The organism is Janthinobacterium sp. SUN137, from assembly GCF_030587265.1.
Taxonomy (GTDB): Bacteria; Pseudomonadota; Gammaproteobacteria; order Burkholderiales; family Burkholderiaceae_D; genus Janthinobacterium; species Janthinobacterium kumbetense.
On the sequence record NZ_JAPWHZ010000003.1, the window covers coordinates 850,555 to 864,689 of the forward strand.

The following is a 14,135-nucleotide window of genomic DNA, read 5'->3' on the forward strand; positions in this document are numbered from 1 at the left end:
ACTATAACAATGAATTATCGCACGGCTATCGTCACTACCCTGGCTGAAATTGGCGAAGCGGCCTGGTCTGAACTGCTGGCAAGCCAGGCGGACGCCACTCCCTTCCTTTCCTACGCCTTTTTGCACGCTCTGCACGAGTCCGGCTGCGCCAGCGCGGACACGGGCTGGCAACCGAATTACCTGGTACTGTGGCAAGGCGAGGTGCTGGCCGCCGCCCTGCCCCTGTACCTGAAGATGCACTCGTATGGCGAATACGTGTTCGACTGGGCCTGGGCCGATGCATATCAGCAACATGGTCTCGAATATTACCCGAAACTGCTGTCCGCGATACCGTTTACGCCCGTCAGCGGCACCCGCTTGATGGCCCGCGATGGCGAGGCGCGCGCGGCCCTGCTGGCCTTCCTGCAGGCGCAGCAGCAAGCCAGCGAGGTATCGTCCTGCCACATCCTGTTCCCGCCGGAAAGCGAGGCGCGCCAGCTGGAGGAAGCCGGCTACCTGATGCGTAGTGGCGTGCAGTTTCACTGGCTCAATCCGGGCTACACGGATTTCGAGCAATTCCTCGCCACTTTGGAACACAAGAAGCGCAAGAATATCCGCGCCGAGCGGCGCAAGGTGCGCGAAGCGGGCGTCACCCTGCGCCAGGTGCGCGGCGTGGACGCTCTTGATGCTGACTGGAAACTGTTCCACCGCTGCTACAGCAACACCTATGCGGAACACCGCTCCTCGCCTTACCTGAGCCTGGACTTCTTCCGCTGCATCGGCGCCAGCATGCCGGAGAACATACTCCTGGTAATCGCCGAGCGCGAAGGCCGGGCCATTGCCGCCTCGCTGGTGATCCACACGGCCGACACCCTGTATGGCCGCTACTGGGGCGCGCTCGAACACGTGCCCTGCCTGCATTTCGAGACGGCGTATTACCAGCCGCTGGAGTTTTGCATCGCCAACGGCATCGCCACCTTCGAAGGGGGCGCCCAGGGCGAGCACAAGATGGCGCGCGGCTTCCTGCCGCAAAAGACCTGGTCCGCCCACTGGCTGGCGCACCCGGCCTTTGCGGACGCCGTGCAGCGCTTCCTCGAGCGCGAACGGGGCGGCATCGATGCCTACCTCGATGAATTGAACGAGCACAGCCCGTTTCGCGCATAAAAAAACGCTCCCGGCCATCGCAGGCGGGGAGCGTTTTTCTTACCGGGTGTTCTTAGGCTTTGGCGGCGTCGGTCTTGAAGGCGGCAACGCCGTTCAGGATTTCTTCCTTGGCCACTTCAGGACCATACCAGCCGTCGATCTTGACCCATTTGCCTTTTTCCAGATCCTTGTAGTGCTCAAAGAAATGCTGGATCTGGCGCAAGCGCAGTTCGTTCAGGTCTTCCGGCTTTTGCCAGTGGCTGTAGATCGACAGGACCTTGTCGACTGGCACGGCCAGCACTTTCGCGTCTTCGCCCGACTCGTCGGTCATTTTCAGCACGCCGATAGGACGGCAGCGCACGACCACGCCCGGGATCAGCGGGAACGGGGTGATGACCAGCACGTCGACCGGGTCGCCGTCCGGCGACAGGGTGTTCGGCACGTAGCCGTAGTTGCACGGGTAATGCATGGCGGTACCCATGAAGCGATCGACGAAAATCGCGCCGCTTTCCTTGTCGACTTCGTACTTGATCGGATCGGCATTCATCGGGATTTCGATGACGACGTTGAAATCGTTCGGCAGATCGCGGCCGGAAGAGACGTTATTCAAACTCATGGGGTTCCTCATTAGCGGATTGTGTTTTAACCGCGCAATTATAGCGAAGTACAGGCAGCTTGTGCGATGCAGCAGCGGCCCGCCGGCGTTTTGCGCGTCCAGCCAGCAACAGTGGCGCGCATGGCCCGCCGGCGCGCGCAGCCGGCCATCGAGAGAATAAACAAACCATCGGCAATAATAAGTACAAACACCTAAGCAATACTACCGACGCCTTGAATTAATGCCGATGGAATATCTGCGTATTTTCATTTGAATATCGCCACACGCCAGGCATGGTTATTATAATCCGCATTGCATTTTTTGCAGCAACTTATAACAACAGTTTTATTCTCATTCATTCCGCGGCGCCCCTGCATTATTGCGCGACACCCCGCCCTCTCCCCTCCAGGCGGCCTGCCAGCCCCGCAAAATCGTTATCCAGCATAATATTTGTTCTTATTTGAAGCGTTTATTTGATTCAAATAAGAGTCCCGCCAAAAAATGGCGCTACCGGAAGACAATCATCAATTCTGATAAACTGTCACATTCTGGTGATTCCAAACTTTGTATATTCTGCAATCGACGCCTTCCCTGAATTCAATATGGCGCATCACGCGCTACCGATAAATCCTTGCAAAAAGGAATATGATGATTCCCTCTTTCCGGCCCGGTCCTTTATTAAAGGTCACCGGCGTTATTTTCATTCTGTTTGGCCTCGCCCTGCTGGGCGGCGGCATCTGGCTGGCCACGCTCGGCGGCTCCTGGTACTACTTGCTGGCCGGCATAGGCATGCTGATCGCCGGCGCGCTGGTATTCCAGGGCAAGCGCAGCGCGCAACCGTGCATGGCGCTGCTGCTGCTCGCCACCCTCATCTGGTCCCTCATTGAAGTGAAATTCGACTGGTGGCAATTGCTGCCGCGCCTGGACATCTGGTTTGCCGCCGCCGTCTGGCTGCTGCTGCCCTTCGTCAGCCGCCGCCTGGCCCCACCCGCCGACGCAGCGAAACAGCCGCAAGCGGGCAAGACGGCCCTCTCCGCCGCCGTGGCCCTGACCGTCATCGCCGGCGTCATCGCCCTGTTCCAGGACTACCATGACCTGCATGGCGACGTGCCGGCCGAAAACATGGCCGCCACGGCCTCCGGCGATTTCGCGCCCGGCGTCGAGCACAACGACTGGTCCGCGTATGGCCGCTCCGGCTATGGCGACCGCTATGCCCCGGCCGCACAGATTACGCCGGCGAATATTTCCGGCCTGAAAGAAGCCTGGACCTACCACACGGGCGACTTCAAGGGTCCCAACGACCCGGGCGAGATCGCCAACGAAGTCACGCCGCTGAAGGTCAATGACATGCTGTACCTGTGCACGCCGCACAACATCGTCATCGCCCTGAACCCGGACACGGGCAAGGAAATCTGGCGCCACGATCCGAAAATCAACCGCGATGCGGCCAGCTACCAGCACATGATCTGCCGTGGCGTCGCCTACTGGGACGTCAACGCGGGCCGCGCGAAGAACAATCCAGCTCCCGAAGCTGCCAGCATGGAATGCCCGCGCCGCATCCTGGCGCCGACCATGGACGGCACCATGATCGCCGTCAACGCCGATACGGGCGAGTCGTGCAAGAGCTTTGGCAACAATGGCGTCGTCAACCTGTATAAAAACATGGCCATGATCAAGCGCGGTTTCCTGATGCCGACTTCGCCGCCGGCCGTCTCGCAGAAAATGGCTGTGATCGCCGCCAGCGTGACGGACAACCATTCGACGGAAGAGCCATCGGGCGTGATCCGCGGCTACGATCCCGTCACCGGCAAGCTGATGTGGAACTGGGACCCGGCCACGCCGGAAGATACGGCGCCTTTCCCTGAAGGCAAGAACTACACCAACAACTCGCCCAACTCGTGGGGCGTGGCCAGCATCGATGAAAAGCTGGGCATGGTTTACATTCCGATGGGCAATGAAACCCCCGATACCTGGGGCGGCAACCGCAACAAGAATGGCGAGAAATTCAACAGCGCCATCGTCGCGCTGGACCTGGCGACGGGCAAAGTACGCTGGGTCTACCAAACTGTGCACCACGATATCTGGGACATGGACATCGGCGGCCAGCCGAGCCTGGTCGACATCGACACGCCGAAAGGTAAAGTGCCCTCTGTTGTTGCCACGACGAAACGCGGCGACATCTACGTGATCGACCGCCGCGACGGCAACCTGGTCGTGCCGGCGCCGGAAAAACCCGTGCCGACGAGCAATCCTGCCGCCGGCGACACCCTGTCGCCCACGCAGCCGTTCTCGGCCCTGACCTTCTTGCCAGAACGCAATATCAGCGAAGCGGACATGTGGGGCACCACGCCGTTCGACCAGCTCGCCTGCCGCATCATCTTCAAGGAACGCCGCTATGAAGGCCCGTTCACGCCGCAAACGGCTGGCAAGGGCGCCGTCATCTCGCCGGGCCCGCTGGGCATCTTCGAATGGGGTGGCGCGGCCATCGACCCCGTGCGCCAGTTGTTGATCGTCAACCCTGACTACATGGGCTTCCTGGAAAAACTCGTGCCGCGCGCGGAAACGACGGCCAAGGGCGGCACGGGTGGCGAAATGGGCTTGCAACCGCAGACGGGCGTGCCGTTCGCCGTGGAAATCAAGGCCTTCCTGTCGCCGCTGGGCTTCCCATGCCAGGCACCGCCGTGGGGCTATGTGGCCGCCGTCGACCTGCGCACCATGAAGAAAGTGTGGATGCACAAGAACGGCACCACGCGCGACAGCGGTCCCGTGCCGATTCCCTTGCCGTTGGGCGTGCCCAGCCTGGGCGGCATGGTCACCACGGGCGGTGGCGTGACCTTCCTCAGCAGCACGCTCGACTACTACATCCGCGGCTACGATGTCAGCAACGGCAAAGTGATCTGGAAGGCCCGCTTGCCAGCCGGCGGCCAGGCTACGCCGATGAGCTATGTGTCGAACAAGTCGGGACGCCAGTTCGTCGTCGTCATGGCCGGCGGCCACGGTTCGCTGGGCACGAAGATGAGCGACACCCTGGTCGCATATGCCTTGCCGGAAGGCACTGCAGTAACGAAGAAGTAAAGCTCGAAGAAGTAAATTAGCAAGGTAGCAGCGCACTCCGCCATGGAGTGCGCGCATAAAAAAAGCCGTTCAGTCTGCACTGAACGGCTTTTTTACGTCTGCGAGCGGCTTACAGGATGGTAGCCAGTGCGCACTGCCGGTAATGCGCGGCAGCCTGTTCCGTCTGCTGCAGGGCGTCGTGCATCTGCGCCAGCTTCAGGTGGGCGTCGCGCACCATTTGCGGCTCGTTGGCATCCGACAAAGCCTGCTCCAGGTGGCGCTGGGCCTTGCCCCACAGTTTTTGCTTGAGGCACAAGGTACCCAGGGTCAGCGCCAGTTCCGCATCCAGCGGACGCTGCTTCATCCATTGCTCGCAATGCTCGATCTGCAGCAGCAGGGCCGGCGTGCCGCTTGGCGCCGCCGCTTCGCGGTAGGCGCGCACGACGCGCTCGTCCCAGTCGGCGGCCAGCGATTCTTCGCACACGAGGCGCGCTTCATCGTGCAGGCCGCGCGCATTCAGGGCCGTGGCGGCGCGGCAGGCGATGTACGGCTTGACCCGGTCGGCGCTTGGCACGGTGGACCACACGCGCATCAGCGACTCGGCGTCATGCGAGGGGTCGGACAGCAGATGGTCGTAGGCCAGTTCGCGCAGGCGCGACGACAGGGCCGGATGCAGGGCGCGGTGCTTGTCGAGCGAACGCACGAGGCGCAGCACTTCCGGCCAGTTCTTCGCCTGCTGCTCGGCTTTCAGCGACCATTGCAGCGCGTGGATGTGGCGCGTGCCGCTGGCATTGAGTTCGCGCACGGCGGCCAGGGCCGCTTCCGGCTGGTGGTCGTCGACCAGCAATTCCGTCACCGTCATCAAGCGGGCCGTTTTCAGGCTGGCATCGCATTCGACGCGCGACAGCCAGCTGTCGCGGCGTTCGGACTGGCGCATGCGGTGCGCGGCGCGCGCGCCGATCAGCGCGGCCAGGCCGGCGTTCTCTTCCAGCTCGGCGGCGCGCAAGGCAGCCTTCTCGGCATGACCGAAACGGCCTTCGAACAGGGCTTTCAAGGCTTCGCGCAAGCCCTTGTTGCCGTCGCGCTCACGCTTGCGCTGGCGGTAGGCCGCCACTTGCGCCGGCATGCGCACGGTGGCGCGCACGGCGCGCACCAGCAGGTACAGCAGCACGAACAGCACGACCTGCAGCAACAGGAAGAAATTCAGCGACAAATCGATGCGGTATGGCGGATAGAACAGCACCACGTTGCCGGGATTGAAACGGGCCGTCACGGCGATACCGATCGCCGCGGCCATCAGGGCGAGTAACCAGAGAAATAGACGCATGGGCTCAGGACTTCGCTTTGTAGTTGCGCACAGCCGTCAGGCTGTCGGACAAGGTTGGCATTTCGATGGCCAGGTTGCTGCCCTGCACCTGGCGCAGCAGGGCTTGCGCCGTCTGCGTGCTCTTGGCGCGGGTGTCGAAATACTTGGCCAGCGCATCCTGTGCGGCGATCAAATCGTTGCGGAAAGCCGTTTCATTGCGCGACAACAAGGCCATGCGGGCATTGAGCAGGCGCAACTTGACGTTTTCACGCAAGAAATACGATTGCGTCGGCGACAGCATCAGCGCTTCCGGCGTATCGACGCGGCGGATGCGTATCAATTGACGCACGTCGGCCCACATGTCGCCGCTCCAGGTATTGAAGCCGTCGCGCACTTTCTGCAGCAGCGGTTCCGGCGCAGGCGGCCCCATCAGCTTGCCGCTCGCATCGCGCACGGGCTTGGCCTTGCCCGGTTTTTCCGGTGCGGCCGGCAAGGCCGGGGTTTCGTCGGACAGCATCGGCAGGGAGTCGACCTGGGCGATCACGGCGTCGAGGCGCAGGGCCACGCCCGTCGAATCGACGCTGGGCAGGGCTTTCAATTTTTCCATGTCGCGCCCGATGGCGCGGCGGATGGTGATGAATTGCGGCTTGTCGGAACGCGACAGGCTGCGGTCCGCATTTTGCAGGGCGATCAGCGCGCCGGGCACGTTGCCGGCCAGTTGCAGCTGCTGACTGGCCGTCGACAGCACTTGCTCGATTTCCGTCAGCGCCCACTCGTCGCGGTTCTTCGACAAGTCGTTGTACAGTTGTTCCAGCGCAAGCTGCTGGCTTTGCGTTTCGCTCTGGCGGTTTTCCAGCGCGCCCACCTTGATTTGCAGCTCTTTCGTGCCTTCTTGCACGTTGCGCGCCAGCACGCCCGTTTCGGCGTTGCTGACATCGCCTTTTTGCAGGCGCTTGGCCACTTCTTCGCGCAGGTTGCGGATCTGCTTGCTGGTCGACCAGCTTTGCGCAGCCAGCAGCACGGCCAGCACGATGACGGCGATGCTCATGGGCTTTTGCAGCTGTTCCAGCAGGGTCGGCGCGCGGCCGGCAGGTTGGTCGGCCGCCTGCGGCGCCGTCTTCACGGCGCTGCCAGGCGTTGCATTCGGTTCGGAGAGTGTAGGCATTTCGTTCATGGTCGTGATTGTAACGCGGCGAGCACTCCTGCGTCGCCTGATCCTGTCAAGGTGACTCGGGCAAAACCCAGGGCCGCCGCCGTTTGTGCAATGCGGGCGTGCGGCACGATCAGATGCTGCTGTTGCATTTTCACAACAGCTGCCTTTTCAGCATCCATTTCGCCCAGCAGCGCCAGCAAGCCGCGCAGCGCTTCCGAGCTGGTGATGATCCAGTCATTATTATGCTGCAACAGGTTTTCCAGGGTCGCCCGCAAGGATGGCGTCAGCCTTGGCACCTTGCGGCGGTAAGCCGTGACGAACTCGACAGTTGCTCCCGCAGCGCGCAAGCCGTCGGCCAGGTAATCGCGTCCGCCATCGCCGCGCACGATCAGCACGCGCTTGCCGCGCAGGGCCGGCAAGTCCAGCGCCAATAATAAATGTTCGGAGTCGCTGCGCGCCGTGTCCAGCGGACTCGTGATGGTCGCGTTGGCGTCCGTGACGCCATGCGCGCCCAGGGCCATCCGGCTGCCCTCGCCCACCACGGCCAGCGCCAGGCCGGCCGGCCAGGCGGGCAGATGCGCAAAGACGCAATCGATGGCGTTGGGCGAGACGAACGCCACCAGGTCGTAATCGCGCAGGCGGGCCAGCACGGCGTGCAGCCGCGCGCATTCCTCTGCGCCGTCAAGCGCGTGGATTTCCAGCAGCGGCAGCAGTTGCACGGGCAAGCCCAGCGCCGCGATACGGGCGGCCAGCGGCCCCGCTTGCGCCGCGGGCCGCGTGATCACCACGGTGTCAGGCATGCGGCGCCAGGCCTTCATGGTTGTCGGGAGTGACGGCGCACGAGGCGAGGATGCCGGCGGCATCTTGCCCGCGCAGCAATTCGGCCACTTGCTCGCCCAGCAGTTCCGGCGCGCCGGCAGCACCGCTAACATCGGCGCTGGCCATGCGCGCGCCGTCCGGCGTGGCGACCATGGCGCGCAAGCGCATCTGCTCGCCCTCGACGGTGGCGAACGCGGCCAGCGGAATCTGGCAGCTGCCGCCGAAGATCTTCGACACCTTGCGCTCGGCCGTGACGGCTTGCGCCGTGGCCGTGTGGTTCAGCGGCGCCAGCAGGCGCACCAGGTCGGCGCCGTCCGCGCGCCCGCTGCGGATCTCGATCGCCATGGCGCCCTGGCCGGCGGCCGGCAAGCTGTCTTCCGGCGCCAGCACGGCGCGGATGCGCGACGCCAGGCCCAGGCGTTTCAAGCCGGCGGCGGCCAGGATGATGGCCGCGTAGTCGCCGCGGTCCAGCTTGCCCAAACGCGTATCGAGGTTGCCGCGCAGGGGCAGAATCGTCAGGTGCGGATAGCGCGCGGCGATCAGCGACTGGCGGCGCAGGCTGCTGGTGCCGACGACGGCGCCGTGCGGCAGCTCGGCCAGGCTGGCGTAATCGTTCGACACGAACGCGTCGCGCGGGTCTTCGCGCTCGAGGATGGCGGCCAGGGCAAAGCCTTCCGGCAACTCCATCGGCACGTCTTTCAGCGAATGCACGGCCAGGTCGGCGCGGCCTTCTTCCATCGCCACTTCCAGCTCCTTGACGAACAGGCCCTTGCCGCCTACCTTGGACAAGGCGCGGTCCAGAATCTGGTCGCCGCGTGTGGTCATGCCGAGAATTTCGACGCTACACTGCGGATACAGGGCGGCCAGGCGGGCGCGCACGTGTTCAGCTTGCCACATGGCAAGACGGCTCTCGCGTGTGGCGATCACCAGGCGGGCAGGAATATTCAATTCGTTCGGGGTCAATTCGGATGCTTTCAAAACAAGTTCTTTCGCTGTGGCTGTCGTTGTCATTATCGTTGCCATTTCGCCCGTCTGATATCAATTTTGTATCGGGTGGCGCCAGGCGTCGCTATAATCGTTATCGCTTAGCCTAGAAGGCCAAGTCAGGCTAGCGTCCATGTTGAAGACCACAAATTTTATCATGCGCCCCCTCCCCTCTGCGGCCAAACGCCCGGTGCGATCCACATTCCCTTGCTTTTACACTTACTTTGGTTCTTTATTATGCTCAATGACGCAGTAGCACCAGAAATAGTTCCAGCGGCCGGCTCCGACAAGGATGCGCCGCTGAAAGAAGACATCCGCCTGCTGGGCCGCCTGCTGGGCGACGTGCTGCGCGAACAGGAAGGCGACGCCGTCTTCAATGTGGTGGAAACCATACGCCAGACGTCCGTGCGCTTCCGCCGCGAAGCGGACGCGGGCGCCGCGCTGGAACTCGACGCCATGCTCAAGGAACTGAGCCGCGAGCAGACGATTTCCGTCGTGCGCGCCTTTTCCTACTTTTCGCACCTGGCCAACATTGCGGAAGATCAACACCACATCCGCCGCCGCCGCGCCCACCTGCTGGCCGGCTCGCCGGCACAAAAGGGCAGCGTCAGCTTCGCGCTGAGAAAACTGCGCCTGGCCGGCGTGCCGCGCAAGACGGTCGACACCTTTTTCCAGGACGCCCTGATCGCCCCCGTGCTGACGGCCCACCCGACGGAAGTGCAGCGCAAGAGCATCCTCGACGCCGAGCACGACATCGCCCGCCTACTGGCCGAGCGCGATTTGCCGCAGACGCCGAAAGAGCGGCACGCCAACATGCAGCTGCTGCGCTCGCGCGTGGCCACCCTGTGGCAGACGCGCATGCTGCGCTACTCGAAGCTGACGGTGGCCGACGAGATCGAAAACGCCCTGTCCTACTACCGCATCACCTTCCTGCGCGAACTGCCGGGCCTGTATGACGACATCGAGGACGATATCGCCGCCGAATACCCGAACGGCGACGGCACGATCGAGCCCATCAACGCCGCCTACGTGCAGATGGGCAGCTGGATCGGCGGCGACCGCGACGGCAACCCGAACGTCAACGCGGGCACCATGCAGCACGCGCTGGCGCGCCACGCCACCACCATCCTCGACTTCTACCTCGACGAAGCGCACGCGCTGGGCGCGGAATTGTCCGTCTCGACCCTGATGGTGGGCGTGAGCGCCGAACTGCAGGCGCTGGCCGACCAGTCGCCCGACGCCTCGCCGCACCGCAGCGACGAGCCGTACCGCCGCGCCCTGATCGGCATCTATGCGCGCCTGGCCGCCACGGCCCGCGCCCTGGGCGCCACCAACATCCTGCGCAAGGAAGTGGGCGCCGCGGCCGCCTACCCGGACGCGGCCGCCTTTGTGGCCGACTTGCGCACCATCGTCGCCTCGCTCGAGCCGCACCACGGCGCCGCCCTCGTGCGCCCGCGCCTGGCCACCCTGGCGCGCGCGGCCGACATCTTCGGTTTCCACCTGGCGTCGCTGGACATGCGCCAGACCTCGGACGTGCACGAGCGGGTGCTGGCCGACCTGTTCGCGAAAAGCGGCGTGGCCGCCGATTACACGGCCCTGTCCGAGGAAGACAAGCAGGCGCTGCTGCTGAACGAACTGGCCCAGCCGCGCCTGCTGCACTCGCCCTACATCGCCTACGCGGCGGAAACGGATTCCGAACTGGCGATCCTGCGCGCGGCGCGCGACATCCGCCAGCGCTACGGCGCGCGAGCCATCCGCAACTACATCATCTCGCACACGGAAACCGTGTCCGACTTGCTGGAAGTGTTGCTGCTGCAAAAGGAAACGGGCTTGCTGCGCACCGACTGGCAAACTGGCGACAGCATCTGCGAGCTGATGGTCATCCCCCTGTTCGAGACGATCCCCGACCTGCAGCGCGCGGCCGGCATCATGAGCCAGGTCATGGCCTTGCCTTTGGTCAAACTATTGATCGCCAAGCAGGGACAATTGCAGGAAGTCATGCTCGGTTATTCCGATTCGAACAAGGATGGCGGCTTCCTCACGTCCAACTGGGAACTGTACAAGGCGGAACTGGCGCTGGTCGCCGACTTCCGGAAGGCCGGCGTCAAGCTGCGCCTGTTCCATGGCCGCGGCGGCACGGTGGGCCGTGGCGGCGGACCCAGCTACGAAGCCATCCTGGCCCAGCCGCCGGGCACCGTCAACGGCCAGATCCGCCTGACGGAGCAAGGCGAGATCATCGCCTCGAAGTTTTCCAACGCGGAAATCGGCCGGCGCAACCTGGAATTGCTGGTGGCCGCCACCTTGGAAGCGAGCCTGGCGCCGCAGGAAGCCAATCCGGCCCGCAACGGCCAGCTGGCGCAGTTCGAAGCCGTGATGGCGCAACTGTCGGACCTCGCCTATCACGCCTACCGCCACCTCGTGTATGAAACGCCGGGTTTTACGGAGTATTTCTTCTCGGCTACGCCGATCGCGGAAATCGCCGAGCTGAACCTCGGTTCCCGCCCCGCTTCGCGCAAGGCCAACCAGCGCATCGAAGACTTGCGCGCCATTCCCTGGGGCTTTTCCTGGGGCCAGTGCCGCTTGCTGCTGCCGGGCTGGTTCGGCTTCGGCAGCGCCATCGAAACGTGGATCAATCAAGCCGACGGGGCCGCGAAAGATGACAAGATCGCCACCCTGCGCGCCATGTACGCCGAATGGCCATTCTTCGCCACCCTGCTGTCGAACATGGACATGGTGCTGGCCAAGACGGACCTGGCGATCGCCTCGCGCTATGCGGAACTGGTGGCGGATCAGGGCTTGCGCGAACGCATCTACAAGCGCATCACGGACGAGCACGGCAACACCCTGCGCTGCCTGGAGCTGATCACCGGCAACACGGAACGCCTGGCGGGCAATCCGCTGCTGGCCCGTTCGATCCAGAACCGCTTCGCCTATCTCGACCCGCTGAACCACTTGCAGGTGGAGTTGATCAAGCGCAACCGCGCCCTGTCGGCGGAAAGCCGGATCGACGAAAGGGTGCACCGCGGCATCCAGCTGTCGATCAATGGCGTGGCGGCCGGCCTGCGCAACACGGGCTGATCGCACCGCCTTGCCATCGGCAAACAGGGCCGGCACCGCAAGGGCCGGCCCTTTTGCTTGCCCAATGGAAAAATATTCTCAAGAAAACAACAATTGGTATTACACTAGCGTCGGATACCTTCCCCTCTCCGGCGCCAGGCGCACGGCAGCGGCCAACCACGACGCCAGGGACGCGGATGAGCAAATGGTCGATTGAAACCCTGAGTGGCGCTTGCGGCGCCCTCATCCTGATCATGCTGGGCTGGTTCGCCGGCGCGGCCTGGCAAGAACTCGATTTCTGGCAGCATGTCTGGCTGGCCCTGCTGCTGCTGGCCGCCGCCGTCGCCGTCCTCTGGCTGATGCGCAAGCTGCGCAGCCACCTGGCCCTGACGCGCGCGCAGCTCGACGATAGCCTGATGCGCTACCAGCACCTGAGCGAAACGGCGCAGGACGGCATGTGGCAAACGGATGCGCACGGCCGCATCCTGCACGTCAACCAGCGCCTGTGCGACATGCTGGGCGTCCCCGCGGAACAGCTGCTGGACCACTCGATGGACGAATTCCACGACGAAGCCACCTTGCTGCGCCTGTGTCCGCTGCGCCAGACGGCGACGGATAGTTGCATGGGAGAACTGCATTACCAGCATGGCGACGGCTCGGAACGCTGGGCCATGCTCAGCGGACGCCGCCTGTACGACCAGCGCGGCACCCTGACGGGAGCCCTGGTCATGGCCAGCGACATCACGGAACACAAGCGGGCCGAACACGCGCTGACCGTCGCCCATGCGGAGCTGGAAAGCCGCGTGGCCCTGCGCACGGCCCAGCTGCTCGATGTCAATCTCCAGCTGTCCGCGGAAATCGCCATGCGCGCGCAAACGGAAGCGGCCCTGGCGCGCAGCGAAGAGCGGCTGCAGGACATCATTTCCATGATGCCCCTGTCGCTGTTCCTGAAAGACGCCGATTCGCGCATGCTGCTGATGAACCAGGCTTGCGAGCAGCAATGGGGCGTGCTGTTCCAGGATATCGCCGAGGGACGCGACGTGCAGCACTTCCCCTCGGACCAGACCCAGGGATTCCACGCGGCGGACCAGGAAGCGTTTGCCAGCCGCCAGGTGGTGATCCGCGAAGAACTCGTGTGGAATGCGCGGCTGCAGGAAAACCGCCTGCTGCAGACGCATAAAAAACCCATCTTCGATGCGCAAGGCCGGCCGCAGATGATCATCGCCATGGGCATCGACATCACGGAAAGCAAGCGCAACGAAGAGAACCTGCAGCGCACCCTGGCCCAGCTGCGCGAACTGACCGACCACCAGCAGACCATCAAGGAAGAGGAAAGGCGCCGCATCGCGCTCGACATTCATGACGACCTGGGCCAGAACCTGATGGTGCTGCGCATCGACGTGTCGCTGCTGCACGCGCGCACGGCCAGGACCCACCCGCGCCTGCACCGCCACGCCCAGCGCGTGCTCGACACCATCGACGCCACCATCCGCTCGGTGCGCACCATCATCAATGACTTGCATCCCAGCACCCTGGAGCTGGGCCTGGGCCCGGCAGCCGAATGGCTGATACGCCAGATGGAAAGCCGCGGCGCCATCCGCTACCAGCTCTCGCTCGACAGCGAGGCGCCCGACCTGGGCCTGGACCAGCGCCAGACGTCGGCCATCTTCCGCGTGCTGCAGGAATCGCTGTCGAACATCGTGCGCCACGCCCAGGCCAGCGAAGTGGAAGTGGCGCTGGCGCAAGATACGGATGCCATCGTGCTGCGCATCAGCGACAACGGCATCGGCATGCAGCCGGACGCCCACGGCAAGAAGGCCGCCTTCGGCCTGAAGAGCATACGCGAACGTGTCCATGCGCTGGGCGGCGAACTGCGCATCGACAGCCAGGAGGGGCGGGGCACGGTGCTGGCAATCCACCTGCCGCACGCGAGGAAAGGCGCGCCGGCCGAGCATGATGAAATACAAAAATTAGCAAAAACAGTAGCAAATTAAGTATGCATTTTCAACATAAGAAAGTATAGTAAGTTTTTTTCTTTGAGGAAA

Annotated in this window: 9 protein-coding genes; 4 read left to right on the plus strand and 5 right to left on the minus strand. The window is 63.6% G+C overall.

Features of this window, described 5'->3' with window-relative positions; genetic code table 11:
* The first annotated feature begins 9 nt into the window (after positions 1-9).
* The gene (locus tag O3298_RS18745) at positions 10-1,143 is read left to right on the plus strand and encodes a GNAT family N-acetyltransferase (protein ID WP_305060399.1); all 1,134 of its coding nucleotides are present in this window, start codon (positions 10-12) and stop codon (positions 1,141-1,143) included.
* 52 nt (positions 1,144-1,195) lie between these two features.
* Here the strand turns inward: O3298_RS18745 and ppa are convergent, their stop codons facing one another.
* The gene (gene ppa / locus O3298_RS18750) at positions 1,196-1,738 is read right to left on the minus strand and encodes an inorganic diphosphatase (protein WP_034786159.1); all 543 of its coding nucleotides are present in this window, start codon (positions 1,736-1,738) and stop codon (positions 1,196-1,198) included.
* A 624-nt stretch (positions 1,739-2,362) separates the two neighbouring features.
* On the opposite strand from ppa, the gene O3298_RS18755 reads away from it, so the two are divergent.
* On the plus strand, positions 2,363-4,792 hold the full coding sequence (locus tag O3298_RS18755) for a membrane-bound PQQ-dependent dehydrogenase, glucose/quinate/shikimate family (protein WP_305060235.1): 2,430 nt from the start codon (positions 2,363-2,365) through the stop codon (positions 4,790-4,792).
* 109 nt (positions 4,793-4,901) lie between these two features.
* Here O3298_RS18755 and O3298_RS18760 read toward each other — a convergent pair whose 3' ends face one another.
* Genes O3298_RS18760 through hemC form a run of 4 tightly spaced genes read right to left on the minus strand, consistent with a single transcriptional unit; the run spans position 4,902 to position 9,027 of the window.
* Positions 4,902-6,098, minus strand: coding sequence for a heme biosynthesis protein HemY (locus O3298_RS18760; protein WP_305060236.1), 1,197 nt, complete (start codon positions 6,096-6,098; stop codon positions 4,902-4,904).
* 4 nt (positions 6,099-6,102) lie between these two features.
* Positions 6,103-7,251, minus strand: coding sequence for a uroporphyrinogen-III C-methyltransferase (locus tag O3298_RS18765; RefSeq protein ID WP_077401782.1), 1,149 nt, complete (start codon positions 7,249-7,251; stop codon positions 6,103-6,105).
* Positions 7,248-8,030, minus strand: coding sequence for a uroporphyrinogen-III synthase (locus O3298_RS18770; protein WP_289906526.1), 783 nt, complete (start codon positions 8,028-8,030; stop codon positions 7,248-7,250). The genes O3298_RS18765 and O3298_RS18770 overlap by 4 nt, the downstream gene beginning before the upstream one ends.
* Positions 8,023-9,027 (minus strand): hydroxymethylbilane synthase, encoded by a 1,005-nt coding sequence (gene hemC, locus O3298_RS18775; protein ID WP_289906525.1) that lies wholly within the window; start codon positions 9,025-9,027, stop codon positions 8,023-8,025. The genes O3298_RS18770 and hemC overlap by 8 nt, the downstream gene beginning before the upstream one ends.
* Before the next feature lie 243 nt (positions 9,028-9,270).
* Between hemC and ppc the strand changes: the two genes are divergently transcribed.
* Positions 9,271-12,111, plus strand: a complete 2,841-nt coding sequence (ppc, locus tag O3298_RS18780) for a phosphoenolpyruvate carboxylase (protein ID WP_305060237.1) — start codon at positions 9,271-9,273, stop codon at positions 12,109-12,111.
* 176 nt (positions 12,112-12,287) lie between these two features.
* Positions 12,288-14,084: a PAS domain S-box protein gene (locus O3298_RS18785; protein WP_305060238.1), complete on the plus strand. Its 1,797-nt coding sequence runs from the start codon at positions 12,288-12,290 to the stop codon at positions 14,082-14,084.
* Positions 14,085-14,135: the final 51 nt, after the last annotated feature.

Bases quoted from the DNA above. Each gene is read 5' to 3' on its own strand.
- O3298_RS18770 (WP_289906526.1), bottom strand. From the start codon at position 8,030: ATGCCTGACACCGTGGTGATCACGCGGCCCGCGGCGCAAGCGGGGCCG.
- ppa (WP_034786159.1), bottom strand. From the start codon at position 1,738: ATGAGTTTGAATAACGTCTCTTCCGGCCGCGATCTGCCGAACGATTTC.
- O3298_RS18755 (WP_305060235.1), top strand. From the start codon at position 2,363: ATGATGATTCCCTCTTTCCGGCCCGGTCCTTTATTAAAGGTCACCGGC.
- O3298_RS18760 (WP_305060236.1), bottom strand. From the start codon at position 6,098: ATGCGTCTATTTCTCTGGTTACTCGCCCTGATGGCCGCGGCGATCGGT.
- ppc (WP_305060237.1), top strand. From the start codon at position 9,271: ATGCTCAATGACGCAGTAGCACCAGAAATAGTTCCAGCGGCCGGCTCC.
- O3298_RS18745 (WP_305060399.1), top strand. From the start codon at position 10: ATGAATTATCGCACGGCTATCGTCACTACCCTGGCTGAAATTGGCGAA.
- O3298_RS18785 (WP_305060238.1), top strand. From the start codon at position 12,288: ATGAGCAAATGGTCGATTGAAACCCTGAGTGGCGCTTGCGGCGCCCTC.
- O3298_RS18765 (WP_077401782.1), bottom strand. From the start codon at position 7,251: ATGAACGAAATGCCTACACTCTCCGAACCGAATGCAACGCCTGGCAGC.